This is a genomic window from Acidobacteriota bacterium, from assembly GCA_016195325.1.
In the GTDB taxonomy this organism is placed as follows: domain Bacteria; phylum Acidobacteriota; class Polarisedimenticolia; order JACPZX01; family JACPZX01; genus JACPZX01.
Genome location: JACPZX010000114.1, coordinates 1 through 25,910, shown reverse-complemented (window position 1 = coordinate 25,910; position 25,910 = coordinate 1). Strand labels below are relative to the sequence as shown.

22 protein-coding genes and 1 tRNA gene are annotated in these 25,910 nt (G+C 69.3%); 7 read left to right on the top strand and 16 right to left on the bottom strand.

Annotation, left to right across the window (positions count from 1 at the left end):
- Position 1 precedes the first annotated feature (1 nt).
- The 4 genes from HY049_18870 to HY049_18855 are packed head-to-tail and all read right to left on the bottom strand — an operon-like array spanning position 2 to position 4,667.
- Positions 2 to 1,258: a peptidoglycan DD-metalloendopeptidase family protein gene (locus HY049_18870; protein MBI3450964.1), complete on the bottom strand. Its 1,257-nt coding sequence runs from the start codon at positions 1,256 to 1,258 to the stop codon at positions 2 to 4.
- A complete protein-coding gene (locus tag HY049_18865) occupies positions 1,212 to 3,464 on the bottom strand; it encodes an alkaline phosphatase family protein (GenBank protein MBI3450963.1) in 2,253 nt (750 codons plus the stop codon). The genes HY049_18870 and HY049_18865 overlap by 47 nt, the downstream gene beginning before the upstream one ends.
- A gap of 55 nt (positions 3,465 to 3,519) precedes the next feature.
- On the bottom strand, positions 3,520 to 3,981 hold the full coding sequence (locus HY049_18860) for a cyclic nucleotide-binding domain-containing protein (GenBank protein MBI3450962.1): 462 nt from the start codon (positions 3,979 to 3,981) through the stop codon (positions 3,520 to 3,522).
- Positions 3,978 to 4,667 (bottom strand): threonylcarbamoyl-AMP synthase, encoded by a 690-nt coding sequence (locus tag HY049_18855; GenBank protein MBI3450961.1) that lies wholly within the window; start codon positions 4,665 to 4,667, stop codon positions 3,978 to 3,980. The genes HY049_18860 and HY049_18855 overlap by 4 nt, the downstream gene beginning before the upstream one ends.
- Before the next feature lie 17 nt (positions 4,668 to 4,684).
- On the opposite strand from HY049_18855, the gene HY049_18850 reads away from it, so the two are divergent.
- A complete protein-coding gene (locus HY049_18850; protein ID MBI3450960.1) occupies positions 4,685 to 5,524 on the top strand; it encodes an RNA methyltransferase in 840 nt (279 codons plus the stop codon).
- Positions 5,525 to 5,527: 3 nt separating this feature from the next.
- Here HY049_18850 and HY049_18845 read toward each other — a convergent pair whose 3' ends face one another.
- From HY049_18845 to HY049_18790, 12 genes are all read right to left on the bottom strand, one after another.
- Positions 5,528 to 7,414: a hypothetical protein gene (locus HY049_18845; protein MBI3450959.1), complete on the bottom strand. Its 1,887-nt coding sequence runs from the start codon at positions 7,412 to 7,414 to the stop codon at positions 5,528 to 5,530.
- A gap of 83 nt (positions 7,415 to 7,497) precedes the next feature.
- Entirely contained in the window at positions 7,498 to 8,808 is a 1,311-nt protein-coding gene (locus HY049_18840) for a GGDEF domain-containing protein (GenBank protein MBI3450958.1), read from the bottom strand.
- Positions 8,809 to 8,828: 20 nt separating this feature from the next.
- Positions 8,829 to 9,239 (bottom strand): response regulator, encoded by a 411-nt coding sequence (locus HY049_18835; protein MBI3450957.1) that lies wholly within the window; start codon positions 9,237 to 9,239, stop codon positions 8,829 to 8,831.
- A gap of 11 nt (positions 9,240 to 9,250) precedes the next feature.
- On the bottom strand, positions 9,251 to 9,622 hold the full coding sequence (locus HY049_18830) for a PilZ domain-containing protein (GenBank protein MBI3450956.1): 372 nt from the start codon (positions 9,620 to 9,622) through the stop codon (positions 9,251 to 9,253).
- 403 nt (positions 9,623 to 10,025) lie between these two features.
- Positions 10,026 to 11,456 carry a sigma-54-dependent Fis family transcriptional regulator gene (locus HY049_18825; GenBank protein MBI3450955.1) on the bottom strand — a complete coding sequence of 477 codons (1,431 nt, stop codon included), beginning with the start codon at positions 11,454 to 11,456 and terminating at the stop codon, positions 10,026 to 10,028.
- 98 nt (positions 11,457 to 11,554) lie between these two features.
- Positions 11,555 to 12,373, bottom strand: a complete 819-nt coding sequence (locus HY049_18820; protein ID MBI3450954.1) for a response regulator — start codon at positions 12,371 to 12,373, stop codon at positions 11,555 to 11,557.
- A complete protein-coding gene (locus tag HY049_18815; GenBank protein ID MBI3450953.1) occupies positions 12,370 to 12,957 on the bottom strand; it encodes a hypothetical protein in 588 nt (195 codons plus the stop codon). The genes HY049_18820 and HY049_18815 overlap by 4 nt, the downstream gene beginning before the upstream one ends.
- Positions 12,958 to 14,040: 1,083 nt before the next feature.
- A complete protein-coding gene (locus HY049_18810) occupies positions 14,041 to 18,996 on the bottom strand; it encodes a sigma 54-interacting transcriptional regulator (GenBank protein ID MBI3450952.1) in 4,956 nt (1,651 codons plus the stop codon).
- A 22-nt stretch (positions 18,997 to 19,018) separates the two neighbouring features.
- Positions 19,019 to 19,093 (bottom strand) — tRNA-Gly (locus HY049_18805).
- Positions 19,084 to 20,190: a tRNA 2-thiouridine(34) synthase MnmA gene (mnmA, locus tag HY049_18800; GenBank protein ID MBI3450951.1), complete on the bottom strand. Its 1,107-nt coding sequence runs from the start codon at positions 20,188 to 20,190 to the stop codon at positions 19,084 to 19,086. Before mnmA ends, HY049_18805 begins: the two co-directional genes overlap by 10 nt.
- 38 nt (positions 20,191 to 20,228) lie before the next feature.
- The gene (locus tag HY049_18795; protein MBI3450950.1) at positions 20,229 to 20,780 is read right to left on the bottom strand and encodes an FHA domain-containing protein; all 552 of its coding nucleotides are present in this window, start codon (positions 20,778 to 20,780) and stop codon (positions 20,229 to 20,231) included.
- Positions 20,777 to 21,952: a cysteine desulfurase gene (locus tag HY049_18790; GenBank protein MBI3450949.1), complete on the bottom strand. Its 1,176-nt coding sequence runs from the start codon at positions 21,950 to 21,952 to the stop codon at positions 20,777 to 20,779. The genes HY049_18795 and HY049_18790 overlap by 4 nt, the downstream gene beginning before the upstream one ends.
- 253 nt (positions 21,953 to 22,205) lie before the next feature.
- On the opposite strand from HY049_18790, the gene lspA reads away from it, so the two are divergent.
- The 6 genes from lspA to HY049_18760 all read left to right on the top strand — a co-directional run.
- Entirely contained in the window at positions 22,206 to 22,694 is a 489-nt protein-coding gene (gene lspA / locus HY049_18785) for a signal peptidase II (GenBank protein ID MBI3450948.1), read from the top strand.
- Complete coding sequence (locus HY049_18780) at positions 22,691 to 23,485, top strand: prolipoprotein diacylglyceryl transferase (GenBank protein ID MBI3450947.1); 795 nt, start codon at positions 22,691 to 22,693, stop codon at positions 23,483 to 23,485. The genes lspA and HY049_18780 overlap by 4 nt, the downstream gene beginning before the upstream one ends.
- Positions 23,485 to 24,450, top strand: coding sequence for an RluA family pseudouridine synthase (locus tag HY049_18775; protein MBI3450946.1), 966 nt, complete (start codon positions 23,485 to 23,487; stop codon positions 24,448 to 24,450). Before HY049_18780 ends, HY049_18775 begins: the two co-directional genes overlap by 1 nt.
- Positions 24,447 to 25,343, top strand: a complete 897-nt coding sequence (locus tag HY049_18770) for a DUF2520 domain-containing protein (GenBank protein MBI3450945.1) — start codon at positions 24,447 to 24,449, stop codon at positions 25,341 to 25,343. The genes HY049_18775 and HY049_18770 overlap by 4 nt, the downstream gene beginning before the upstream one ends.
- Before the next feature lie 77 nt (positions 25,344 to 25,420).
- A complete protein-coding gene (gene eutM / locus HY049_18765) occupies positions 25,421 to 25,717 on the top strand; it encodes an ethanolamine utilization microcompartment protein EutM (GenBank protein MBI3450944.1) in 297 nt (98 codons plus the stop codon).
- Positions 25,718 to 25,764: 47 nt separating this feature from the next.
- On the top strand, positions 25,765 to 25,910 hold a 146-nt coding region (locus tag HY049_18760; GenBank protein MBI3450943.1), incomplete at its 3' end, for an acetaldehyde dehydrogenase.

Sequence of the window (25,910 nt, the reverse complement as noted above, 5' to 3'; positions counted from 1 at the left end):
CTCAGGGGGTACCTCCAGATTCCGCGCGCGATCGCCTCAGCCAGCCGGCCGGATCGATCGCCTTCCCTTGATGACGTATCTCGAAATAAACAAATGACTTGTCCCGCGCGTCCCCTTCCCCGGCGAAGCCGATCTGCTGGCCGGGAGCGACTTCGGCCCCCTCTACGACGGTGGAGGCCGCGAGATGCGCGTAGACCGAAAGATATCTCTCGCCATGGTCTACCACAACCGTCCGCCCATAACTCCCGTAGCGACGGTCGAAGACAACGCGCCCGACGCCGACACTGCGGACGGGAGCGCCCGGCTCGACGCGGATCTCGATCCCCGGATGGGGTGTCACGGTGCCGAAACGGGGATTCCGGATGGAGCCGAACGACACGGTGATGGCGCCCCGGGCCGGCCAAGGAAGCCCCCCCTCGAGACGGCTGAACGACACCGCACCCGCGCCGGGAGAGGAGCCCTGAGGAAGCGAGGCGATGGAATCGTTCAGGGCCAACATCGCGCGCTGCAGTTCCTGAAGCGCGCTCGTCTGGAGGGTTCGGTCCTTCTGGAGGCGATCGAGAAGGACTAGACGCGCGGCGCGCGCCTCGTGGAGCCGGTCGGATTCCGCCCGGGCCTCCTCCGCCGAGCGAGAGAGCGCCGCCTGCTCGAGTTTCAACCTCGCGGCCCCGTCGGCCGCCTCGCGCCGCCGGCGCGAATAGTCGACGACGGCGTCGCTCTGCCGCCGCGACAGGACGTCGAGGCTCTGCAGCCCGCGCATGAGATCCGCCGGGCCCTCCACGGACAGGAGAGACGCGTAGCCGGTCCCCCCACCTTGTTTATAGGTCTCTCGGAGCGCAGCCCGGGCCCGCTCCCGAGCGGATGCGGCGCCTTTCTCGAGCTCCGCGCACTCTCTGGTCAGGCGCGCCGCCTCACGGGCCGCAGCGTCCCGGCCCCAGCTCGCTTTCTCGAACTGCCGGCGGCTCACGGCCTCGTGGATGGACAGCGCCTCGACGTCGTGGTTCACCGTCTCCTGCTCGCCGCTGAGCCCGTCGAGCTCCTTCTGGAGGGCCTCGATCTCGCGATCGTACGCGGTCGCCAGGCTCTCGTGGCGGCCGGCATCCTCCGCGCGTGCACCCGTGAGACCGGCGACGAGCGCACAGGCGAGAGCGGCCGGAACGAGCCGGGCGGCCGCCGCGCGTCGGCGGCGCCGCGGGACCAGGGGACCGGACTCAGAACAGCGGGTGTCCGTCGACCGTGTCCGGGATCGGCGCGTCATAGGCCTTCAGCACCGTTGGAAAGATGTCCATGATGTGCGGATCCGCCCTCGACAGCTTTCGATTGACGAAGAGGATTCCCTTCACGACCGACGGATCGAGGGAGCAGTGATCTCCGCTCCACGCCTTCATCTCGTCCTCGAACAGCTCGCGCGGAACCTCACCGAGGGCCGTCTGCCAGCCGATGCGGTATCCGAGGTTGTTCGCCACTCTCAGGTCCGGCATGACGACGGGATCGAACCCGCTGTAGATCTCCTCCCGGCGGTACACCTTGTGGATGGGGCGCTCTCCAGTGGACGGATCGACGAGCGACTCGAGCCCCGCGATGATCTGGCTCCGGACGGCCTCGTACTCCTCGCCCGGCGCGACGCTCCCCTGCGTTTCGCGGCCGGCGAGGTTGATGTAGATGCCGCCGAGCCCCATCGCGTACGCCCTGGTTCTCGACCAGTCGACCTGCTCGAAGAGCTCGTGCGTCTCGAACAGATCTTCCAGCGTCTTGGTCTCGCCGGCATCCCCGACGATCGTCATGAATCCGTTCTTCACCAGCCACGTGTTGTAGTTGACGCCGCGACGCCACGACGAGAAGCCGTGGTCCGAGCAGACGATGAAGATCGCGTCGGGTCCCGCGAGGCGGCGAGCCTCGCCGACGATGGTATCCATCCGCTGGTAACTCTTCAGCATCGCCTGCTGGTACTTCGCGGCGCGCTCCGGGGAGTAGAGCGGATGGCGTGGATCCATGTAGCGCCAGAACATGTGGCCGATGCGGTCCGTGAACTCGAACACCTGCACGAAGAGGCCGACGCTCTTGTCGTCGAGCAGGGACGTCATCAACTTCTCCTCGCCGTCGACCGTGAAATCCATGTCCTCCACGAAAAAGTCGTCGTCGACGAGCTTCGTCGGGAGCGACCACGTGTCGATCGCCCATCCCAGCGTCTTGAAGAGCCCCATCCTTCCCGCGATCTGCGAGGCGAATCCCACGGGGTAGGAGAAAGGAACGGGCTGGGTTCCCGGATGGAAGTTGACGGGCGACATGTAGAGGCGGAGCTCGGGGGAGGTCGAGATGAGCTTGAAGCGCACGATCCCCCGAAGCGGTGCCAGGCGGTCCACGAGCGCATTCATCGGGAACTTCAGGACGACGAAGTCGCTCCACTCTCCCGGCTTCAGCGTCCGGCTCTCACCCGCCGTCTCGAGAGTGAGGGACTCCCCGTCGGCCGCGACGCGCAGCGTCAGCGGGATGTCGAGCCGTTGTTTCACGCCCCGCTCGTCGAGCTTGCGGCGGAGTTCGTCGCGCACACGCCTCCTGTCCTTCTGTTCCGCCGCGGCGGCCGCCCGCTCGATCGGGTAGTCGTAGAAAGGCTTGTTGAACGGCCCGTAAATCGACGTCTCGAGGACGCCCCTGCGCGCGGGAAGCGGGATCACCTCGACGCTGAACTCGTTGTCATGGACCTTGAACCCCGGTTCCGAGGTGTAATACGACGGCGTTCCGACCCTTCCGCGCATGTCCGGAACCCCGAGCCCCGAAAGGAACTCCCCTCCCGGGATCTCCTCCGCCGGGAAGCACTGCGGGACCCGGATCACGCGCTCCTTCACGCCGCGTCGCGCGAGAATTCCCCAGAACGTCTCCCCCTGTCGGTTGTTGACCGCCCAGGGGACCTCCTCCGGCAGGCAGCGGGCGGCGAGGAGGTACCCTCCGCCGCCGGCGCCGAGCGCGGCGACGAGCGCGACGACGACGAGCGTTCTCCCGCGCGCACCGGCCAGCCGCGCCGCGACGGCCGCGATCGAGAACGCGAGGACGAGGAGCACGAGCCCGACCGCGGGGGCCGTTGCCGAGCCGAGCGCGAACGGCTTGCTCGTCTCGCTCACGAATGCGAGCGTCGGGACGTAGGCGCGCCCGGGCATCTTCTTCAGGAAATCGAAGATCCCGGTCTTCCCCGGATTCGTTCCCGTCGCGAAGGCCGACCAGCTCACGGGCGTCTGCGGAGGGTTCGTCGGCGTGAGCGGCGAGTACGCTCCGTCCTCCTTGAGCCGGGCGAGGTTGGGGAGCTTCCCCTCCCCCATGTACTGCTCGACGAGGCGGCTGTCGGCGCCGTCGAAACCGATCACGACGACCCTCGGGGCCGCGGGCGCACCGGAGAAGAAGCCGAAGCAGACGATGAGCATGAGCGCCGCGCGCGCGATGATCGCGCGCGGCCGAAGGGACGGGATCATCAGCAGTGAGGACCTCGGGATCCCCGGCGGCGTGCCGGAGGGAGGGCATTATGTTTCAAGGGTGCTCCTGGCGCATCATGAACCGCGTGAAAGCGAGCGACTGGTCGGTCTCGCGGAGCCGGTGGCACAGGGCGCGCAGCATCGCGTGGAGCAGCTTTCCGGCGAGGCGGGGATCCTTTTCGAGAAACACCCTCAGGTCGTCGTGCGAGATCGAGAGGGCGGTCGTCGGCTCCTCCGCCATGACAGTCGCCGAAGGCGCGAGCCCGTCGATGAGCGAAATCTCCCCGAAGTGATCTCCCGGGTTGAGGATCGTGTAGAAGTCCTCCTTCCCCGAGAAGCTCGAGGTGACGCGAACCGTGCCGGAGAGAATCATGTAGCAACGATCGGCCGGCTCGTTCTCCTGTATGATACGTTCCCCCGCGACGAACTCGTGACGCTTCAACCGTCCCGACACGCGATCGAGCTCGGCTTCCTCCAGCTCGGAGAAGAGATACGTTTTCTTGAGGAATTCCCTCATGCCGGTTCGCCTCCCTCGGTGCGCGACATTCTAACATGGGCCGCCACGGCCTCTATCGAGGCCCGGGGAATCGCCCCTTCTCTCAGAATGACCGCCCGACCCCCCGTCAGATCGAGCAGCGTGGACGGGACACCGGCCTCGCTCGGCCCGGAATCGAGGATCAGATCGACTCCGGCTCCGAAGATCCGGGCCGCCTCCGCGGCGCTCTTCGCCGGCGGCTCCCCCGAGACGTTCGCGCTCGTGGAGGTGACCGGTCTTCCCACCGCGCGCACGAGCGCCTGGGCGACCGCACCGGCGCTCCAGCGGATGGCGATCCCGCCCGTCGCCCCCAGCACTCCTGCGGGGGCCCGCGGTCCGGGTTCCATGACGAGAGTCAACGGCCCCGGCCAGAATCTCTCGGCGAAAGGCCGCCACGCCGGCTCGAGGTGCGGGTCGATCAGCCCGGCGGCGCCGAGGGCGTCGGCCACGAGGACGATGACTCCGCGCCCCGCCTCGCGACCTTTCAGCTCGAACAACGCTCGCAGGGCCTCGTCGTTCCAGGGATCCACGGCGAGGCCGTAGAGGGTTTCCGTCGGATGAACCACAATCCCGCCGCTCGAGATGACGCGAGCCGCCTCCCGGATCTCCGGGCTCGCCTCGTCCCGGCCCCGCGCGTCGAGGATGACGGGCGCGATCATGGCAGGCACGTCGTTCGGAATCTCGCGTGAGCGACCGCCAGCGCGACCAGGGGCCGCCGTCCCTCGCGGGGATCCCGACGGTGGGACGGTCGTCGCCTCTCGTGCGCGACGTGCGCGCGCTGGCGGGCGACGCAGCGCTGCGCCGCTCCCGCCGCCTGGCGGTCGCCGAAGGGATTCACCTGGCGCAGGAGGCGCTTCGGCGTCCCGCGGCGATCCGTCACGCGCTCGTCTCCCCCCGCCTCCTCCGCTCCGAGGAGGGGCAGAGACTCCCGCGGGCGCTCGCCGTCGCCGGAGTCGATACGCGCGCGATCGATGACCCCCTGCTCGCCTCTCTCAGCCGCGTGGAATCGCATCAGGGCGTCCTTCTCCTCGTCGAGCGGCCCGAGTGGGCGGAGGAACATCTCATCGGACCGGCGCCGCCTCCGCGCGTGCTCGTCGCGTGCGCCGTCCAGGATCCCGGAAACCTCGGCGCGCTGGCTCGCGTCACCGAGGCGGCGTCCGGCACGGGGTTCGTCTGCGCGGGCGGCGCGGATCCTTTCTCGCCGCGGGCGCTGCGGGCCAGCGCGGGATCCCTCCTGCGACTTCCCGTCGTCGAGTCCGCGTCCCCCTCCGATGCGGTCGCCTCGTGCCGCCGGCTGGGACTGAGGCTCGTCGGGACCTCGCCCCGGGCTCGGACAGGATATCGCGACGCCGAGCTCGGCGGCGCGCTGGCCCTCTTCGTTGGCTCGGAGGGCCCCGGGCTCGACGCGGAACTGTCGCGACGCCTCGACCTCGAGGTGAGCATCCCGATGAAACCGGGCGTCGAGTCGCTGAACGTGGCGACCGCGGCCGCCGTCATCCTGTTCGAGGCCGTTGCGCGAAAGTGACCCTCACTCCTCGCGCGGAGCGCCCGGCGGCCGGGGGTGCCGGTCCGGCCTTGCGCGCCCCTCGAGCGGCAGGGTGAACGAGAACGTCGATCCCTTCCCCGGCTCGCTGTCCGCCCGAATCATGCAGCCGTGGAGGCGAAGGATGTCCTTGGTGATGGCGAGCCCGAGCCCGCTCCCCTCCTTTTCCTCACGGGCGGGCCCGGTCCTGTAGTAGCGATCGAAGATTCTCTCCAGATCGTCCCGCGGGATGCCGATCCCCGTGTCCTTGACCTCGATCCGCGCCTGCGCGCGGGTCCCCTTGCCGACTTCGACGACGACGCTCCCCCCGTCCTGGTTGTACTTCACCGCGTTCGACAGGAGGTTGATGAAGACCTGCGCGAGCCGATCGCGATCTCCCCGAACGACGAGATCGCCGGACGGGAAGAGCACCGAGATTCTGACTTTCTTCGCCGCCGCGGGTTCCTTGAGGAGATCCACCGTCTCATCGACGAGGGGGCGCAGGGCGAACGATTCGATCCGGAGCTTCTCCGACTCCTTCTCGGCGCGCGCAAACGTGAGCAGCCCGTCAATCAGGGCGATCAGCCGATCGATGTTGCGGAGCGCCACGCGGAGTCCCTTGTCCTGCTCGCCGGTCACGGCGCCGAGCCTTCCTTTCAGCATCATCTCGGTGTAGCCGCGAATCGACACGAGCGGCGTCTGGAGCTCGTGGGAGACGTTGGCGAGCAGGTTGGACTTCATCTCGTCGAGCCCCTTGAGCTGGCGGTTGAGCCGCACGAGATCCGCGAGACGCCTCTCGAGGCCCTCGTTCGCGAGGAGGAGGTCCTGGTGCACCGACTCGATACCCTCACGCGCGCCGCTCGCCTCGACCGCCACCGCCCTGAGCTCCTCCTCGCGCGCCCTCTCGGCGGTCACGTCCTTGAGGATGAAGAGGTGCCCGCCGGGTCCGAATGACGTGACGAGAGGCCGGGAGACACGATCGATCAGCCGCGCGTCCTCGCCCGTCGTCTCGATCAGGTCGGCGAGGGGTGTGTCGGGCGCCCGGAAGAGCGATTGCAGATCGACGTCGTCGAAGTTCTCCGCGGAGGCCAGGACCTCGGTGAGCGGGCGTCCCACGGCCGCCTCGGCCGAAACTCCGAGGAGCCGCTCCATGCCGGAGTTGAAGAAGATGACGACCTCCCGGCCCTCCTCGCGACGGGTCATCATCACGCCGTCCTCGAGGAGGTTGAGCGCGGCGTCCATCCGGGAGGCCATCTCGGCGGCGGTCCGCGCGCGGGCGAGAGGCGCGGTGACGTCGCTCAGCGTGACGATGTACGTCCCCGGCACGCAACCGACGGGGCGGACGATGCGGGCCTCGACGTCCCTCGCCCCGCGGAGCCCCGTCACGCCTCGGAGCATGAACCGCGTCTCGACCCCGTTGGCCTCGAACCGATCGGCGACCCGGACCGCCTCGGCCACCGGGAGGAGATCCTCGGCCTCGGACAGATCGACCAGTCGCGCGCCTCCGAGAAGGTCCGACTGCTCGCCGAACATCGACCGGGCGCCGGCCCCCGCCCGTGCCAGGCGATGATCGCGGAAGAGGAGCGCGACGTCCGCGAGCCCCGACTCCAGCCCCAGAAACGCCGCCTCGGCCGGGTCAGCGACGCTCCGGTCCGGCCGCGCGGGCCGTGGTGGCGTGGGCTCGGGCGCCGGGTCGGGAGCGACGCTCGGGGTGGGCATGGGGGTGGCGCTCGGGGTCTTCGCGCGGCGGGAGAGGACGAAGAACACCCATCCCGTGGCTGCGGCGACGAAGATCGTCAGCAACCCGACCACCCCGACCGGCCCGAGGGTAAGCGACACCCCGCCGTCGGGACCGGCCGCCTGAAACGCGGCCATGGCTCCGGCACGAAACATGGTTCCCTCTCACGGGAACAGGGGATGTGGCGCTGGGCTCGGCAGGGAAGGCTGCCAGCGAATGGGGAGTTGGCTCTCCTCCGTCAGATCTCCGGTTTCGCGGTGGGGAGGTCCCGCGCGGGGAACGCGAAGAGAAAGCCCTGGCCGAAATCGGTTCCGCAGTTCCGGACGGCGTCCAGTTCTTCCTTCAGCTCGATCCCCTGAGCGATCACCGAGGCTTCAATGGATCGCGCCACCTGACAGAGGGAGCGCAACAGTTCCTGCTTCACGAGGTTCGTCTGGATGTTCCGGATGAGCGAGCAGTCCACCTTGATGAAATCGGGCCGGACCTCCGTGATCGTCTGAAGGCTGCTGGAGCCCGTCCCCACGTTGTCGACCGCGACGCGGTAGCCGAGGGCGCGCAGCTCCTGGATTTCGACGCCGAACAGCTCGTAGTCCGCGATGGCGTTCCGGTCAGCGAACTCCAGGATGATCTTCTCGCTCCGGACGCCTGAGCCCGACGCACCATCCGGGTTCAGGTTGTCGACGAACGAGGGGTCGGAGAGCGACGCGGGCAGAGCGTTCAGGAAGAGCATGTCCCCCGGCCCGAGGCTCTTCGCGCCGTGGAGGGCCTTCCGGTGGCAGAGCAGATCCAGATCGCGCGAGGCCCCCGCGTCGCGTGCGCCGTCGAACATCGTCTGCGGCCGCTCGAAGACCGTGTCGCGCGGCCCGCGGCAGAAGGCCTCGTAGCCGACGGTCCGTGAGCTGCGCAGATCGAGCACCGGTTGAAAGACGATCTCGATGTCCCCGTCGGCGATGATCCGCTTGAGCTCGGCCTGCTCGCGAAGCTTCCGGTCCGGCTCGCCCTGGAACGCGAGCCTTCGCGCCTCTTCGATCGTGCGGTAGATGAGTCTCTCCAGGCGGTGAAACGGCCTGTCGGCGAAGGCTGCGTATCCCACGTGAAACGTCAGCGGCGGCGCCATCGAGTGGAACTCGGGCCCGCCGAAACGCTCGGCCAGCCTCGCGGAGAGGGCGCGCGCCGTCCGCTCCAGAGCGTCGAGCGGCGCGCGGGACTCGCCCGCCGCCGGGGCGAAGACGACGAACTGACCGCCGTAGATGCCGTTCTGGGCCAGCACCGATTCGCGCGGGAAGATCTCCCCGCGGGACTCGTGCAGAACCGCCGAGACGGCGCGCAGGAGGCGATCGTAGACCTGCCAGCCGTAGATGGATTCGACCCGGGCGAACGCGTCGATTTCGATGTGAACGACGCCTACCCATCGCGTCGAGTCGAAGAAACCGCGGACCGCGTCGACCACGGCCGCGACGCTCTGGAGGTGCGTGTTGGGATCGTAGACGGCCGCCTTCAGGCGGAGATACTCCGTCCGGATGTGGTCTTCCGGGACCGTCTGCCCCACGCTACCCCCTGCCGGCGCGATCAGCCGCCGGTGATGACCTCTTCGTGGTGGGCCCCCGTCCGCTCGATGGAGACGAGACGGCCGACGCGCTCCAGCAATTCGTCGTAGGCGAACGGCTTCACGATGTAATCGTCCGCCGACCGCTTCAGAGCCTCCAGCTTCTCGCGCAGATCGTACCGGATCGAGAACATGGCGACCCGTGAGCGCCGGGTGATCTCGTCGAGCCGCAGCAGCCTGAGGGCCTCCCACCCGTCGATTCCCGGCATGTTGATGTCGAGGAGGATGAGATCGGGATTCTCGCGTCGCGCCGCCTGGAGACCGTCGCGGCCGTTCCCTGCGGTGGTGACCACGTATCCCCCGTCACGCAGGACGGTGGACGTCAGCTCGAGCACGTCCGCGTCGTCGTCGACGACGAGCACCCGCTTTCCCAATCCCGGCTCCTTCACGGCGCCGCCGCGGCGACGAATCGCTGCACGTGCCCGGCCTCGACGCGATCGATCTTCACGAACGCGACCCCCACCCCGGGAATCAGATCGGCGTCGTCGGCGGAAACATGGCGGACGACCTCGCAGGTCGCCGAAATCGTGTGGCTGACGCTCCCGTCGGCTATCGGATCGGGCACGGAGAAGATCGCGTCGAAGCGCGTGCCGCGGGTCAGCGCCTCGGGAGTGCGAATGAACACGCCTCCGCTCGCGATGTCCTTGAGCTGTAGCGTGACGCGGCGGCGACCCAGATGGCAGACGACCGGGACCGCGAGCGGCACCCGGGGCCCGGCCCGCCGCGGCAGCGGGAGAAGCTTCTTCAGGCTCGTCACGACCTCCTCGGGGTCCACCGGCTTCGGGAGAACGACGTCGGAGGCCGAGACCCACGAGCGGCACCTCTCGGTGTCCTTCGTGGCGACGATGATGGGAACGTGCTGCAGCTTTCGATCGAGCTTGAGCGTCCGGAGCGCGGGATGAAGCCCGTCGCCGAGGCACTCGGCGTCGAGGAGGATGAGGTCGGGGGAAACCGTGGCGGCCTGGGCGGGCAGCTCGGCCGCGGATCGGATCGGGACCAGCGTGCAGCCGATGCGCAGGACCGGCGAGGTCTCGAGGGCGACGAACAGTCCCGCCTCGTCGGAGATCAGAATGATTGGAATGACCCGTGCCTCCCACCGATGGCCGAGAATACCACAGGCCCTCGGCCCCGCTCAATCAGGCCCGGCCCGCGTCTTCGCGTCACGTGCCCGACGACGCCACCTTTTCGTACCGAAGCGGGATTCCGAGACGCTTCATTTTCTCGATCAGCGTGGTCCGCTTGATGTTCAGGAGCCTGGCCGCCCGCGTCTTGACCCATCCGGATCTCTCGAGCGCCTGGAGGAGCAGTTTCTCCTCGTAGTTTCCGACGGCCCGGTCGAGGGCGATGCCGTCGGGCTCGAGCGCCACGTCCACGCGCTCCGTCCCGCCCCGCTGGCGAATCTCGTCGATCAGGTCCTCCGCATCGAGCACGCTCCGGTCTCCCGAGAGCGCCACGGCGCGCTCGATGACGTTTTCGAGCTGCCGCACGTTTCCCGGCCACTCGTACGCGAGGAGCGCCCTCAGCGCCGCCGGCGACCACACCTTCGGCCCGCGCTGGTTCTCGGCGCAGCACTTGCCGAGGAAGTGCTGAATCAGCATCGGCAGATCCTCGCGGCGATCCGCGAGCCTGGGAAGCGCCACGTGGATCACGTTGAGCCGGTAGTAGAGATCCTCGCGGAACCGCTTCGCCTCCATCTCCTCCTTCAAGTCGCTGTTGGTCGCCGCGATGATGCGGACGTCGGTCGAGACGTGCCGCGTGCTCCCGAGGGGGCTGAACTCCTTCTCCTGCAGCACGCGGAGGAGCTTCACCTGGAGGTTCTGGCTCATGTTGCCTATCTCGTCGAGGAACAGCGTTCCGTGATCCGCCTGCTCGAACCGGCCCATCCGATCGGCGACCGCGTCGGTGAACGCGCCGCGCACGTGGCCGAACAACTCGTCCTCGAGGAGATTGTCCGGAAGCGCGCCGCAGTTCACGGCGACGAACGGCCGGTCGGATCGATCGCTCTCGTGGTGGATCGCGCGGGCGATCAATTCCTTGCCTGTGCCGCTCTCCCCGGTGAGCAGAATCGTGCTGCGGGTCGGCGCGACGCGCTTGATCAGGTCGAAGACGTGCCGCATCACGAGCGTGCTGCCGATGATGTTCTTGAAGGAATACTTCGAATCGATCAGCAGCTTCAGATCACGGTTCTGGCGGCGCAGCTCCTGGTTCTCACGCCGGAGCCGTTGCCGCTCCAGGGCCTGGTGGACGACGATCTCCAGATCGGCGATGCGCACGGGTTTCGTGATGTAGTCGAGCGCGCCGCTCTTGAACGCGGCGCGGACGAGCTGCTCGTTCCCCTCGCCGGTGATGACCACGACCTCGGTCTCGGGATGGAAGGCCTTCACTTCGGCCAGAATCTCCATCCCGTCGGCCTTCGGGAGGCGGTAGTCGACGAAGACGACCTCGTAGGCCTCGTTCTTGATGGCGTGGAGGGCGGACTCCCCGTCTGCGGACGACTCGACGTCGCATCCGCACGATCTCAGCATCTCCTCGAACGTTGCCCGGATTCCGGGATCGTCATCGACGACCAGGACCTTTGGAGTCACTCGGATGACCGTTCCTCCCCTCGGCTTGGCCGCCAGTGCCGCGTCGCGAGTCGAAACGGCGCCATTATACACACGGGTCCCGCTCATCCCTTCTTTCCGGGAAGTCACGCGTGCGCCGGCTCCGCCTCGCCGGACGCGTCCAGCGCGAGGAGGGGCACGTGCATCTCGACACCCGAGGCGTTGGCGCGCGTGACGACGTAGCCGCGCTCGGCGTCCTCCCGCGCGTAGAAGCCTCGCAGCAGGAGATTCCCCTGCGTCCTGATCCGCGCGGTGACGGCATCGCCGCGGACGGCGTCGCACGGAAGGACGGCGCGGAGGATTCCGTCGCCCCGGACCTCCATCATGAAATCGGGAGCCTCCGCCGCGAGGATCGCCTCGATGGTCCTCCGCACGGCATCGAGAGCCTCGCGGAACTTGATCTCGCCGTACTTCTGACGGAACACGGCCATCGCCTTGCGCTCCATCGAGAAGGTCACGATCGAGCAGTTCTCCCCGCGGGACTTCATCGCGTGGGCGCGCGAGGTGATGTCGCCCATCGTGGCGCGGCGCTCGCGATCCTCGAGGAGCCGCTCGATGACGCGCTCGAGCTTCGCCGCGGAGAATGGCTTGGTCAGGTACTCATCGGCGCCGCAGTCCTTGCCCCAGAATCGATCCTCCTTCTGATCCTTCGCCGTCAGGAAGATGACGGGGATGTCACTCACGCCGGGGTCCGACTTCAGCGTGCGGCACACCTGGTATCCATTGAACCGCGGCATCATGACGTCGAGGATGATCAGATCCGGCGGATCCTTGGCGACCATGCGCAGCGCCTCCTCGCCGTCCGTCGCGCAGATGACCTCGTAGCCGAGCCACTCGAAGTTCATCTGGAGCACGTTTCGGATGCTGTCGCTGTCGTCGACGACCAGGATTCGACCGGTGTTCATCTTGAAGCGCCTCCCTCTTCACGTCCCCCCTCTTCGTAGGCCCCCTTGATGATCGCCGCCAGCTTCTGCGTCCCCTCATCCACGATCTTCACGAGCCGCCCCTGGGCTCCGACGAGCTCTCCGACGCGACCGCTGAGAAGCAGCTCGGCCGCGCCCGATATCGACGTGAGCGGCGATCGGAGATCGTGGGCCAGCTGGGAGACGAGCGCGCGGACGGGCTCCGATCCCGAGACGAAATCGGTCAAATCGCTGAAAAGAATGAGGCGCCCTTCGGCTCCGCCGGCTCCCAGCGGGAGAATCTGCAGCCAGAGGTACATGGGCTTCCCGGAATTCTTCGCACGGACCATGCGGGGGGCGGTCTCCGCGTGCGACGCCCCGTCTTCGGTCCCGAACGCCGCCACCAGCGCGGCCAGCGGCGAGCGGGGGTCTTCCGTCGCGGGCGGCGCCGAGAGGTCCATCCCCAGGATCGGTCCGAACATCAACTCGGCGGACCGGCTGACGTAACCGATCTTGCCGTCGCTTCCCACCGCGACCAGAAGAATCGCGGCGCTGTCGAACGCCTGAACGATCGAGGCCTTGTCCACGCCCTGGAGATCTCCCGTGGTTCGTTGATCGCTGAGGACATGCGCCGGTCGGCAGATCGATCCGTCGCGCCCGAGGAGCAGCAATCAGGGTGCCACAAACTCGACGGGTCGGTCACGAGGCTTAACGTCTTGAAAACACGGGGGAGCGTTATCGGGGAGGGAGGGAAGGGCGTCATGTCGTTGACGCCTGCGTTCTAATTCCTGTCAGATTCCGTCATCGCGTCGCCGACGAGGGTGGCGTTCGAGGAATCCGGCGAGCGCTCCCAGGCACGGGAGGATCGTGTGGGGAGACGATCCTCCCGCCCGGGGGAGTGAGGTCAGGCCTGGCCTCCAGGCAGGAGGCGGAGATCCGGGGCCTGCGGCCTGTGAACAGGGCCCCGGGAGAGCAGTGCCACGAAGAGGTAGCCGTCGTCACGATCGACGACGGCCGCATCGCGCGCGGGAGCGCGAGGCGCCGATGTCAGACGACGCAGGGAGAGCGGTCGAAGGGTCACGCTTCCAGAACTCCAGACGAGTTGCACGCGCCGCCCTCCCCTACTTCGCGCTCATCGACGCGGCGAGAGCCCGAAGCGTGATCAACGTCCAGATGCCGACCCTTCCCCGCGAACCGTGGCTCGGGTGACCGGGAAGCTGCTTCGCTCCCACGGTCCCCACGCCGACGTTCGCGGACTCGCAAATCGGGGGGCACTGCGGCTTCGGCGGGCAACTCGGCGGGACTTCATCCGCGCACCCCGCGAACGCCTGCGATGCCAGGATTCCCACGGCGACGAACGCCGCGATTCCAATCCACGCTCCACGTCCTCTTCCTCTCACGATCCACCTCCTGTCGCCTCAGCGACGGTTGGCGGATCCAAAGGCCCGGCGTCGGTCGATCCCGGAAGAGTGAGCGCCCCTCCGATCCGGTGTTCAGCAACTCATGCGCCAAACACGGAGGTTTTCGGCAGGCGACGATAAAGACCGTTTCGAGAGTGATTTACGGAAGGGACCGACAGGCGCCCGCGAAGAGGGCCGAGGGGAGGAATTGCACTGAGTGCAACCGCGGGAGCAGGAAGTGCCTTTTCTGCGCTCGACGAGAAACGAGCGCTACCCCGTCGTGGGGGCTCCCGGGTCGGACATTCCCAGGTAGCGCTGGAGCGTCCGGTAGTTGATCTCGAGGATCCTGCACGCGAGCTTCTTCTGTCCACCGCACCGTTCGAGAACGCGACGGACGTACCGTGCCGTGATGGCGTCGAGTGACTCGTTCCGAGCCGCGGACGACTCGACCAGATCCGCGTCGTTGCCCCTCTGAGCCGTCGAGACGATCTCGGCGATCGGCGGAAGCTCCGCGCACCCCAGCACCACCGCGCGGTCGATGAGCCCGCGGAGCTGACGCACGTTTCCCGGCCACGGATACGACTGCCAGGTTCGGAGCGTCGCGGACGAGACCCCGAGCATCGGAACACCCCGCTCTCGGCTCGAGTGCGCGAGGTAGTGCCGCAGGATCGGCTCGATGTCTTCACGCCGCTCGCGCAGTGGCGGAATCTCTATCGAGACGACGTTGAGCCTGAAGTAGAGGTCGCGCCGGAATCCCCCGGCCTCGACCAGCGCGTTCAGATCGGCGGACGTGGCGCAGAGGAACCTGACATCGATGGGGATCTTCGTCGTCCCACCGATGCGCTCTACGTAGGGCTCCTCGAGCACGCGAAGAAGCCGGGCCTGAGTGTCCAGCGGAAGGGACTCCATCGCGTGGAAATAAAGCGTCCCGCCGCTCGCGATCTCGAACTTTCCGGGCCTCGCATGGACGCCGGTGGCAGCCCCCTCCACCGCGCCGAACAGATCCGCGTTCGACATGTCCCCCTGGAGATCGGCTCCTCCGACCGCAATGAACGGTTTTCCCGCCCGCGGGCTCGCCTCGTGAATCGCCTTCGCGACCAGATCCTTTCCTGTGCCCGTCTCTCCCAGAATCAGGACGCTGGCCTGGCTGGCGGCGCACTTCTCCACGAGCCCGCGCACGCGCTGCATCGCTTCGCTGCCGCCGACGAGCACCTCCGGGGTCATGCCGTCCCCGTCGCGCGTCCGGAGGGCTTGAACCTCCTGCCGGAGCCCGCGTACCTCCGTGTCGAGTTTGCGCCTGGCTGCGGCGGCCGCGATTGCGGGAGCTGCGAGGCCGGCAAGGGCGCGCATGAACTCGGCCTCCTTGTCCCCGAACCGGCCGGGGGTCCGGTGGTCGAGATAGATCGTCCCGAGCACGGTCTTCCCGGTGCGCAGCGGCGCGCAGAGGACGGAGCGAATCTCGAACCGGATGACGCTCTTGAGCGATCGCAGCCTGGAATCCGCTTTGGCGTCGTGCGAGAGAAGTGGGGAGTCGTCGACGAGCGCTCTCTTCAGAATGCCACGGCTGGTCTTCTCGACGTCGCGCGCTTCGGACTCGTCGAGGGAGCGGGACGCGGCGCGCACGAGTTCCTTCGACGCACCCTCGGCCGCGAGGAAGATCATCCCCCGTTCCGCTCCGATGAGCGCGATCGAAGCATCGAGCAGATCCTCCAGCAGGGACGGCAGGTCCTCGACGACCTCGAGAAGTCGTCCGACGCGATAGAGGGTCTGAAGCTCCCGCGGCGCTTCGTCTCGACGCCGGGCTCCCCGGGCGAGGCGCTCGCGGATCCGCGCGGCACGGGCGAGGAACGGCGCAGCTCCGCACGGCTCGAAGACAGCGACGGCGCCATCCAGGCTCTCGAGAGCGTCATCGGTGCGCGCGGGTTCCGCCGCGAGAGACTCCGCCCTCTCCAGGAGGGCGCGCGCTTCGTACACCCGCTGATGGTGGCGTCGGAATATCGCGATCGCCCGGTCGAGCGCGTCGCTCGCCGCCTCGCGCCTCCCTGACAATCGATGCACCCGCGCGCCGTAGAGAAGCGCCTCGCCCTTGAAGGTCTCGTCCTCCTGCGAAGCCGCGGCGGACGTCGCGGCGCGGGAGGACACGTCGGCGTCGGCGAATCGACCCAGCTCCGCGAGGGCCTCCGCGCGGTAGAGATGGAGGTTGATCCATGCACGGACGTCGCCCGGAGAGAGAGACGGTGCCGTTCCCTCGAGGAGCTCCAGCGACGCATCAGGGCGGTTGCGCCGCAGCTCCAGCCGGGCCCTGTTCAGCTCGTAGAGGAGGGAGTCGAACCGCGCATGGACGGCCGTGGCCAGATGGGCGGCTCGGTCGAAACAGGCTCCCGCCTCCTCGAAGCGTCCCTGGTCCGTGAGCAGACTGCCGAGATTCGAGTACTGAGTGTGAAGGCCGCCGAGCCCGAGCGACTCGCCCACATCGATGGCGAGGCGGAACTCAGCCGCCGCGGCGTCCCAGTTTCCCAGGGTTCGATTCACGCTCCCGAGGTGGCCGAGGACGGTGAACAATCCCCTGTCGTCTCCCACCCGCGCGCACTCCTCTCGCGCGCCCAGGAAGTACTCCTTCGCGCGTTCGGGATCCTTCCGGATGAGAATCAGACCGAGAGCATGCATCTCCGTATGGCGGCGCCAGCCGTCGTGCGACTGGCGATAGATCTCGGCCGCGCGCAGAATGGCTTCTTCGGCCGCCGACTCGTTGCCGCGCACAGCCTGCAGGCGCCCGGCCAGCGACTCGATGCTGGCCATGACCCGAGGGGCGGCTTCCCCACCCGTCGCCTCGCGCGCGGCCTGAAGCTGGCGCTCCGCCTCTCCGAAGTCCCTGCGCATGAACTCGATCCAGCTCATCTGCGCGCGCACGAGCCCGCGCCGCGATCGGTCGTTCTGAGGAACCTGATCGAGCGCCTCCTGGAGGAGCGCCATCCCTTCGGCAGGGCGACCGAGCCCGCTCAGGTTCCAGGCCTGCGAGATGCGGACATCGGCGGGATCCACGCCGCTCTCCTCGTCGATCAGCCGCTGGAGGATCACGCGGCTCGCCTCGAGCCTGCCGGCGCTCTGGAGGGACTTCCCCAGGTCGAACCGGACGCCCGCCGCACCGTCCGATCCCGGGGCCGGCGGGTCCAGCGCGCGCTCCAGATGCTCGCAAGCGCTGAGAAAATCGTGCGATTCGAACGCGGCTCTGCCCAGACCCACGTGCATCGCCGCCGCCCCCGCCGCGTCGCCGGCACCTTCGAGGTGTCTCGCGATGGCGTCCGGGTTTCCGTGGCCGCGGTGGTTTTCCCTGAAATGCCGCAGGGCTCGCGCATGGAGGAGACGCCGTCTCGCAGGACTCAATGCGGCCGCGAGAGACTCCGCAGCCTTCGGTGAAGCGAATCGCCAGCGCGTGTCGGAGCTTCCCGGCGACATGGCCTCGACGCATCCCGCGCACCGGAGGCCGAAGAGGATTCTCGACACCACGGGGTCCTCGGCACCGAGAACGGCCCGGGCCGCGCCGATGTCGAATTCCGCGCCGAGAACCGCCAGGTCTCTCGCCGGCGCCCTCAGCGCCGCGGTCAACGTCGTGGCGCGAACGGCCCTGGTCGTCGTCTCGCGCGCCGCGCGCTTCACGCGCGCCGGATCGCCGATCCACCCGCCGTTCCTGCGAGTGAGAGCTCCCCTGTCGACGGCCGACGCCAGCGCGCGCTCCAGCTCGGCGGCGTCGCCGCCCGCGACGGCGTGCAGCACTCTCGCGAGACTGACGCGCGGCTGTATCTCGCCGAAGAGATCCGCGAGCGAGAGCTCGACGTCGCCGACGGCGAGACGCGGAAAGATCGTCCGGTCGCGGGGCGCGAGCACGGTCCGACCAGGCTCTCCGACGACCGACGGGCAGGCGACGGCAACCAGGCTCGGCGCCTCGCGCAGGGCGAACGCAAGATGCGCGAGCGTCTCGACGTCGGCTCCCTCGAGCGGCGTCACCGACTCGATGAACCACACGACGCCCGCCGTGCTCCCGTCGCGGCCGGAGTCACGCATGCGCACGGCGAGGGCCGAGGCGGGGGTCTCGACGCCGCGGCGTTGCGGGCCGGGTCCGCGGGATTCTTCCATCGGACCGCGCCGCAATGTTCCGTCGAGCCGTTCCCGGATGCGCGGGCCCGGTCCCCCGTCCGTCGAGAACATCATCTCGACGCGCATCCCGGAGGCGCGCGCCCTCGCCGCCATCTCGATGAGCACGCGGCGGGCCGGCTCCCCTCGCAGTCCTTCCGCGACGATCGCGCCGCCGGCACCCGCCCGAGCCTCGGCGATTCGCTCGCGAAGCCTTGACTGACCGGTCTCCCAGCCGCGAGGTCGCAGGGCGAAGGAAAAAGACGTCCGAAGCTCCTTCGCGGCCGCGAGATCGCGCGTCTCGAGGAGCGCCACGAGGTCCGCGAAGGCCTCCTCGGCGCGGCGGTATCTCAGGCTCTTCGAGGGCTCGACGAGCCGGGAGATGAAGGCCTCGAGCCGCGACGCGAAGGGCGAGGACGATGGCGCGACGGCGCGGCGGGTGTCGAGGCACGCGCGCAGAACGGCTCCCAGGCTGAAGAGGTCCGACTGCGTGTCGGGTGGGCCGCCCCGCAGAACCTCGGGGGCCATGTAGCGCGGCGTCCCACGCGCAGTCGCGCTCGCGATCGAGTCCACGGCAAAGCTCAGTCCGAAGTCGACGAGCCTCAGGTCAAGGGCCGGTGGGGCCCCCCGCGGCTTGCGGGCGAAGAGGATATTGGAGGGCTTGATGTCGCCGTGCACGACGCCACGGGCGTGGATGTAAGAGAGGGCGGAGAGGATTCTCCCGGCGTACCGCGCGACGATCAGCTCGCGATCGGCATGACGCGCTCCGCGGCAGCCCACGAGCAGGCTCTCGAGGGACGGCCCTTCGAGGTAGTCCATCGTGAAGAACGGGCGTCCGGACGCGTCGACGGCGAAATCGTGAACGCTGGGAAGCGCGGGGTGATGAAGCCCGGCGAGGAGGACGAACTCCGAAGCGAGAGTCCGCTTCAGCTCCTCCCCCGCCCGGGACTTGAACCGCTTGAGGGCGACGACGCGCTTGAAGAGGGTGTCTCGCGCGCGGAAAACTTCGGCGGCGGAACCCGCACCGAGGGCCCGGAGGATTTCGTAGCGGTCCGAGACGACCGTCTTGCTTGCAGCCGCCGGACGGCCCTTCACGGCGCGTCTCGAGGAGGAGCGTTGGAGCGGGCAATGGGATTTGAACCCACGACTTTCAGCTTGGGAAGCTGACACTCTACCACTGAGTTATGCCCGCTCCGGGTGGAGCTCCGCGCATGCTACAGGACGCCCCCGATCCGAATCAAGGTCGCGAGAGTCGATCCATCCACCTCCGAGGACGCGATCGCCGTCGTAGAGGACGATGGCCTGCCCGGGCGTCACGGCCCTCTGCGGCTTTTCGAAGGCGACCCTCATCCGGCCGTCGCCCAATGGTGTGACGTCCGCGGGCGCTCCCTCGTGCCGCGACCGGATCCGGGCCTCCGCCCGGAACGGACCCGCCCAGTGCGTCGCGTCGTGGAGCCGGCAGCCGCTCGCGGTGAGCGTCGCAGCGTCGAGCTCCGACTCGCCGCCGACCACGACGCGGTTCGAGGCGCCGTCGACCGCGAGGACGTAGAGCGGCCGCGAGGCGGCGATCCCGAGCCCGCGGCGCTGGCCGACCGTGAACTCGTGCACCCCTCGATGGTTCCCGAGCACGGCTCCCGACGCATCGACGACGTCGCCGGCGGCTCCCGAGCCGAGAGCCTCCCGAAGGTAGGCGCGCGTGTCCCCGCCCGGAACGAAGCAGAGGTCCTGGCTTTCGGCCTTCCCCGCGACCGGAAGGTCCATCGCGACCGCCGCCTCACGAACGGCGGCCTTCGTCATTCCGCCCAATGGAAAGAGGGCGGCCCCGAGCTGCGAGGCGTCCAGGTCGAAGAGGAAATACGACTGGTCTTTCGCCCGATCGACGCCGCGGAGAAGCCGCGGAGCGCCGGTTGCGGGGTCCGCCTCCACGCGCGCGTAATGGCCCGTGGCGATCCGATCGGCGCCTATCGCCCGCGCGATCCTGAGAAGTGTCCCGAACTTGAGCGCGCTGTTGCACCGCACGCACGGGTTGGGAGTGCGTCCGGCGGCGTAGGCATCGAGGAAGGGGGCGCGAACCTCCCGGTCGAACGCCGCTTCGTCGTTGACGACGTAGTAAGGGATGTCGAGGGCGGCGGCGACGAGCCGGGCGTCGCGGAGATCGGCCGATGAGCAGCAGCGCGAGACCGCGCCTCCCCGGCTCTCGTCGGAGAGCTGGAGCGAGACCCCGACCACGTCGTGACCGTCCTTCACGAGGAGCGCCGCGGCGACCGAGGAGTCGAGCCCGCCGCTCATCGCCGACAACACACGCCCCACGGCAGGACCTCCCCCCGTCAGACCTCGTCCTTCGGCGTCACGATGAGCATGATCTGGGTGCTGCCGATCCGGAACTCCCCCTTGTCGAAGATCTCCGCGTCGGTGATCTTGCGCTCGTCCACGAACGTGCCGTTCGTGCTGCCGAGATCTTTCAGGAAGAACCGATCGTCCCTGATCTCGAGCGCCGCGTGGCGCCTCGAGACCTCCTCGTCGTCGAGGCTCACGTCGGCGCCCGTCCGGCCGATGATCACCCTCGACCGCTCGCAGTGAATCACCTGCCCGGAGCCCTTGCCGCTGAGGATGGCGAGCGAGACGCGGTGATCCTGCGGCATCGGGAGCAGGATGTCTCCCCCGGCCGCGGCGACCTCGTCACGCTTGAGCTTCTGCGTGGGGGAATTCCCCTCCTCGACGACGGCGGCCGCGGGAGGGGCGGTGGCGATCTCCGCGGGCTTCGCGAGCTCGACGACCGCCTTGCACGACGGGCAGCGGACCTTGACCGAGGGCCTGTCGCCGAACCTGGCTTCATCGAACGAAAAGGCCTTGCCGCACGCGGTGCACGCCGCCTTCATCGGCCGGCTCCTTCCGTCGCCAGCTCGGGCGCCACGGACCCGAGGGCCCGCGCGAGCGCCGTGAGGAATCCGGCGAGGTCGTCCCGCGAGACCTCCGGCCCGAGGCTGACGCGCAGGGAGTGCGCCGTCTCCTCGGCACCGCGCCCCATCGCGGCGAGGACGTGCGACGGCCTGGCGGAACCGGTGCTGCACGCGGCGCCGTTGGAAACTGCGAATCCCATCAGATCGAGCTGCATCACGAGGTCCCTTCCGGCGTCGCCGGGAATGTAGAAGTTCGTGGTGTTCGGGAGCCGCGCCGCCCCGCGTCCGTGGAACACGGCCCGGGGCTCGACGACGGAGACGGCCTCCTCGACGAAGTCCCGGAGGGAGGCGAGACGCACCGCCCGGGCCTCGAGATCCTGCGCGGCGATTTCGGCCGCGGCGGCGAACGCCACGGCGAGCGGGACGGGCTCGGTCCCCGCGCGGCGGCGTCCCTCGTGAGCGCCCCCGGTGAGCGTCGAGGCGAACGGCGCCGACTCCCGGACCACCAGCGCTCCGACTCCGGCGGGCCCGCCGATTTTGTGGGACGCCAGGCTGGTGAAATCCGCCGAGGCCACGACGGTGTGGACGGGGATCTTTCCGGCGCTCTGGACCGCGTCGACGTGAAACAGGGCGCCGTGGCGGCGGGCGACATCCGCGAGCGCTTCGACGGGCTGGATGACACCGGTCTCGTTGTTCGCGTGCATGACGGAGACGAGGCACGCCGGACGTGCGGCAAGGGTCGCGCGGAGATCGTCCGGATCGACGACGCCGCGGGCATCGACGCGGAGCGCCGTCCACTCGAAGCCGGCCTTCTCGAGCGCGCGGCAGGTCTCGAGGACCGAGGGGTGCTCCACCGCCGAGGTGACGAGGCGCATCGGGCGCCCGAGATCCCTGCTCGCCGCGGCGGCGCCGCGAATCGCGGCGTTGTTGGACTCGCTGCCGCCGCTGGTCAGGACGACTTCCGAAGGCCGGGCGCCGCAGAACGCCGCGATTCCGTTCCGCGAGATCTCGAGCGCCCGCTTCGCCGCCTGGCCCTCCGCGTGGGGGCTCGAGGCATTCCCCGCGAAGCGATCGAGCGCGTCGGCGAGCGTCTGCCGCACGCGGTCGGGCATCGGTGCCGAGGCATTGTGGTCGAGATACGTCCGGTTCAAGGAGTTCTCCCGAAGACGGAATCGCGCGAGTCTATCATCCGATTTTTCGCGGATTCAAGGAAACGCCTTCGAAGCGGCCTTCCTTGACACCTTTTGGGGCCTTGGCTAACGTGCCCGCTCTCGATCTGCGGCCTCCCTTTCGCGTCCGGGATGACCCGCGATCCGCCGCCACCCCGCCGCCGCGATGCGCGGCCGCGGGCTTCCCGGAGGGCTGGAAGATCCGATGATGCGGCTCGGGGGAAGGTCTCTCACGTTGACCATCGCGCTCGCCACGCTCGCCGCCGATCAGATCTCCAAGCTGATGGTGGTGAGAAGCCTCGCCCCCGGGCTCGCCGTTCCCGTGATCCCGGGACTGTTCGATCTCACCCTCGTGACGAACGCCGGCGGGATCTTCGGCATCCTGCGAGACGCCGATGGACCTCTCCGCGGCGTCCTCTTCGCCGCGATCCCCGTCGTCGCGATACTCCTCATGGGGTGGTACGCGTGGCACCTGCGCGCCGCGCAGGCGTGGCCGCGCGCGGCGCTCGGGCTCATCGTCGGCGGCGCCGCCGGGAATCTCGCCGATCGCCTCCGGCTCGGACACGTCATCGACTTCCTCGACGCGTACGTCGGCACGCATCACTGGCCTGCGTTCAACCTCGCCGACTCCGCGATTTGCGCCGGAGTCGCGCTCCTGCTCGCCGAGGGGATCTTCACGCGCGAGGCGGGCGATCGCGCGCCGGTCGCAGGGCCGCAGTCTTGAGACCCTTCCTCGTCTCGATCCCCGTCTTCGGCCGCTCCTTCGGCCTGCCGACGTACGGCCTCCTCCTCGCCCTCGCCTTTCTCGCCGCGCTCGCGCTGGCGCGCAAGCGCGCCGCGCAGGCCAGCCTCCCCGCGGAGGCGGTCCTCGATCTGTGGATCGCCGCGCTCGTCAGCGGCATCCTCGGCGCGAAGCTCCTCCTCTACGCGATCGATTACCGGTACTACATCGACAACCCGCGCGCGATTCTCGCGGGGCTCCAGTCGGCCGGCGTCTTCTACGGCGGTTTCGTCGCGGCCGTGATCACGTGCCTCGTGCTCGTGGCGCGGCGCGGCCTGCCGGGCTGGAAGATCGCCGATGCGGCGGCCCCGGCCGTCGCGCTCGGCCAGGCGATAGGCCGGCTCGGGTGCTTCGCGGCGGGCTGCTGCTTCGGCCGTCCGAGCGACCTCCCCTGGGCCGTCACGTTCACCGACCCCGAGGCGCACCGCCTGACGGGCGTCCCGCTCGACATCCCGCTCCATCCCTCGCAGATCTACGAATCGATCCTCGATCTCGTCCTCTTCGGAGTCCTGATCCTCCTTTCGCGGCGGCGGCGGGCCGACGGGCAGCTCTTCCTCTGGTACCTGCTCCTCTACGCCCTCCTGCGCGGCGCGGTCGAGTTCACGCGGGGAGATCCTCGAGGCGACGCCTTCGGGGCTTCCACGTCCCAGATCATCGCCGTCGCCGCGGCGCTGGTCGCGGGGTTCTTTCTCTGGACGCGACGCCGGCCGCGGCCTACCGGGCGGAGCGCCTGATGGACGGGGGCGGCCACCGGTTCGTCGTCGAGCCGGCGGACGACGGCGCGCGCCTCGACCGTTTCCTCGCCTCCCGCCTCCCCTCGATGAGCCGGGCCTTCCTGCAGAGATTGACCCGCGACGGCCACGTCCTCGTCGACGACAGGGCGTCGCGTCCCGCGCAGTCCGTGAGAGCGGACCAGGTCGTCACGCTGATCATCCCCGAGCCCGAGGCGAGCCGGTTCGAGCCCGAGGCGATCGCGCTCGACGTGCTGTACGAGGACGAGGATCTCGCCGTGCTCGACAAGCCGGCCGGGATGGTGGTCCACCCGGGCGCCGGCGCCAGGTCGGGAACCCTCGTGCACGCCCTCCTGGCGCGATCGCCGGGCTGGTCCACGATCGGCGGCGCGGAGCGGCCGGGAATCGTCCACCGGCTCGACCGCGGGACGTCGGGGGTGATCGTGGCCGCCCGAAACGACGCCGCGCACCGGTCCCTGGCGGCGCAGTTCAAGGATCGGACCGTCGAGAAGACGTACCTGGCGCTGGCCTGGGGGGAGGTGCGGATGGCGCACTTCACCGTCGATCTCGCCATCGGCCGGGACCGGATGCATCGCAAGAAGATCTCCGCGCGCACGTCCAAGGCGCGGGACGCCGTCACCGACTTCACCATCCGCGAGCGGATGCCGGGCGCGACGTTTCTCGAAGCGCGCCCCAGGACCGGGCGCACGCACCAGATCCGCGTGCACCTCAAGTCGGCGGGGCACCCCATCGTCGGAGACGCCCTTTATGGCGGCGACCGGGGGCGGGGCGCTGAAGGCGCCGCAATCCGGGAGGCGCTGCGGGCGTTTCCCCGGTTCGCGCTCCACGCGTGGCGCCTCGTGTTCACGCATCCCGCGACGGGACGCCGGTTGACGTTCGAGGCGCCGCTGCCCGCCACTTTCGAGCGCCTCCTCTCGGCGTTCCGCGCGGGAGCGGGCTCGCGGTGAGAATCGCGATCGCCGGAACCGGCCGCGTGGCGACGGGACTCGCCCTCGCGCTCGCCTCCCGCCGGGGGAGCGTCGCCCTCTCTTCGATCTGGTCGCGCCGGCCCGCGGCGGCCCGCGCGCTCGCCCGGCGCTGCAGGATCGAAGTCGCCGCCGCCTCGCCCGGCGCGGCGATCGCCTCAGCCGACGTCCTCCTCCTGTGCGTCGCGGACGACGCGATCGCCGCCGTCGCCGCGAGGTTCTCCCGGGAGTCGGGCCTCCGGGGCAAGGTGGTCCTGCACACGAGCGGTGCGCTCGGCCCGGCCCCGCTCCGCGCCCTCCGGAGGGCCGGGGCCTCGGTCGGCGTCGTGCACCCTCTCGCCGCGTTCCCCCGGGCGTCGTCGAGCGCCGCGGCGGCGCTCTTTCGCAGACCCATAGGCTTCACGATCGGCGGAGACGCCGCGGCGACTCGGGCGGCGCGCCGGCTCGTGAGGCGCCTCGGCGGCTTCCCCGTGCCCGCCCCGGCGAACCGAGCGGCCTACCACGCAGCGGCGGTGATGCTCGCGAACCACGTGACGGTTCTCGCGGCGGCCGGCCTCGGCCTCGTCGGTCGGCGCGCCGCGATGCGAGGGCCGAGCGTCCGCCGCGCCTTCGCGACGCTGATCCGGACCGCCGCGGACGGCATCGAGCGCGACGGGGGGCTCAAGGCGCTGACCGGCCCGGCGGCGCGGGGGGACGTCCTCACGATACGGCGCCATCTCGCCGCTTTGAGCACGGAGCGCCCCGAAGTCCGGGATCTCTACCGCGATCTGAGCCGGGAGGCGGCGCGCCTCTCGGCGCGGCGCGGGAGCCTCTCGGCGCGCGCCCTGGCCTCGATTCTCCGGGCTCTCGGGAGCCCGTCCCGGCGGGCGCGTTGACCTCGTTTCACGAAATCGCCTAGAATGCCGCGGCTTCGCCGCGCCTGCCGCGCGTGCGCCGTCCAACGGAGGATGTCATGGGAATGGAAGCTCTGGGGATGGTGGAGACTCGCGGGCTCGTCGCCTCGATCGAGGCCGCCGACGCGATGGTGAAGGCCGCCAACGTCGTGCTGATCGGGAAGGAATACATCGGCGCCGGCTACGTCACGGTGATGGTGCGCGGGGACGTCGGCGCCGTGAAGGCGGCGACCGACGCGGGCGCGGCCGCGGCGCGAAAGGTCGGTGAGCTGGTGTCCGTCCACGTCATTCCCAGGCCGCACGCGGAAGTGGAGTCCATTCTCCCGGGCGGCGCCGGAAAACCGGCGCGCGCCTGACCCGGAGAACCGCCGTTCCTTTCGGGACGGCCTGAGGTCCCTTCCCCATGGAGGACAAGGATCTCCTCTCGATCGCGGAGGCGCGGCGCCTTCTGGAGGCGGCCTCCGCGGCGGCGCCGATCCTCGCGTCGCTGACCCAGGATCGCGTCGACGCCATCCTCGATGCCGTGCAGGCCGCCGCGCTTCCTCGCGC

Bases quoted from the DNA above. Each gene is read 5' to 3' on its own strand.
- HY049_18865 (MBI3450963.1), bottom strand. From the start codon at position 3,464: ATGATCCCGTCCCTTCGGCCGCGCGCGATCATCGCGCGCGCGGCGCTC.
- HY049_18795 (MBI3450950.1), bottom strand. From the start codon at position 20,780: ATGAAGGCGGCGTGCACCGCGTGCGGCAAGGCCTTTTCGTTCGATGAA.
- mnmA (MBI3450951.1), bottom strand. From the start codon at position 20,190: ATGAGCGGCGGGCTCGACTCCTCGGTCGCCGCGGCGCTCCTCGTGAAG.
- HY049_18870 (MBI3450964.1), bottom strand. From the start codon at position 1,258: ATGACGCGCCGATCCCGGACACGGTCGACGGACACCCGCTGTTCTGAG.
- HY049_18860 (MBI3450962.1), bottom strand. From the start codon at position 3,981: ATGAGGGAATTCCTCAAGAAAACGTATCTCTTCTCCGAGCTGGAGGAA.
- HY049_18845 (MBI3450959.1), bottom strand. From the start codon at position 7,414: ATGTTTCGTGCCGGAGCCATGGCCGCGTTTCAGGCGGCCGGTCCCGAC.
- HY049_18775 (MBI3450946.1), top strand. From the start codon at position 23,485: ATGGACGGGGGCGGCCACCGGTTCGTCGTCGAGCCGGCGGACGACGGC.
- eutM (MBI3450944.1), top strand. From the start codon at position 25,421: ATGGGAATGGAAGCTCTGGGGATGGTGGAGACTCGCGGGCTCGTCGCC.
- HY049_18820 (MBI3450954.1), bottom strand. From the start codon at position 12,373: ATGAACACCGGTCGAATCCTGGTCGTCGACGACAGCGACAGCATCCGA.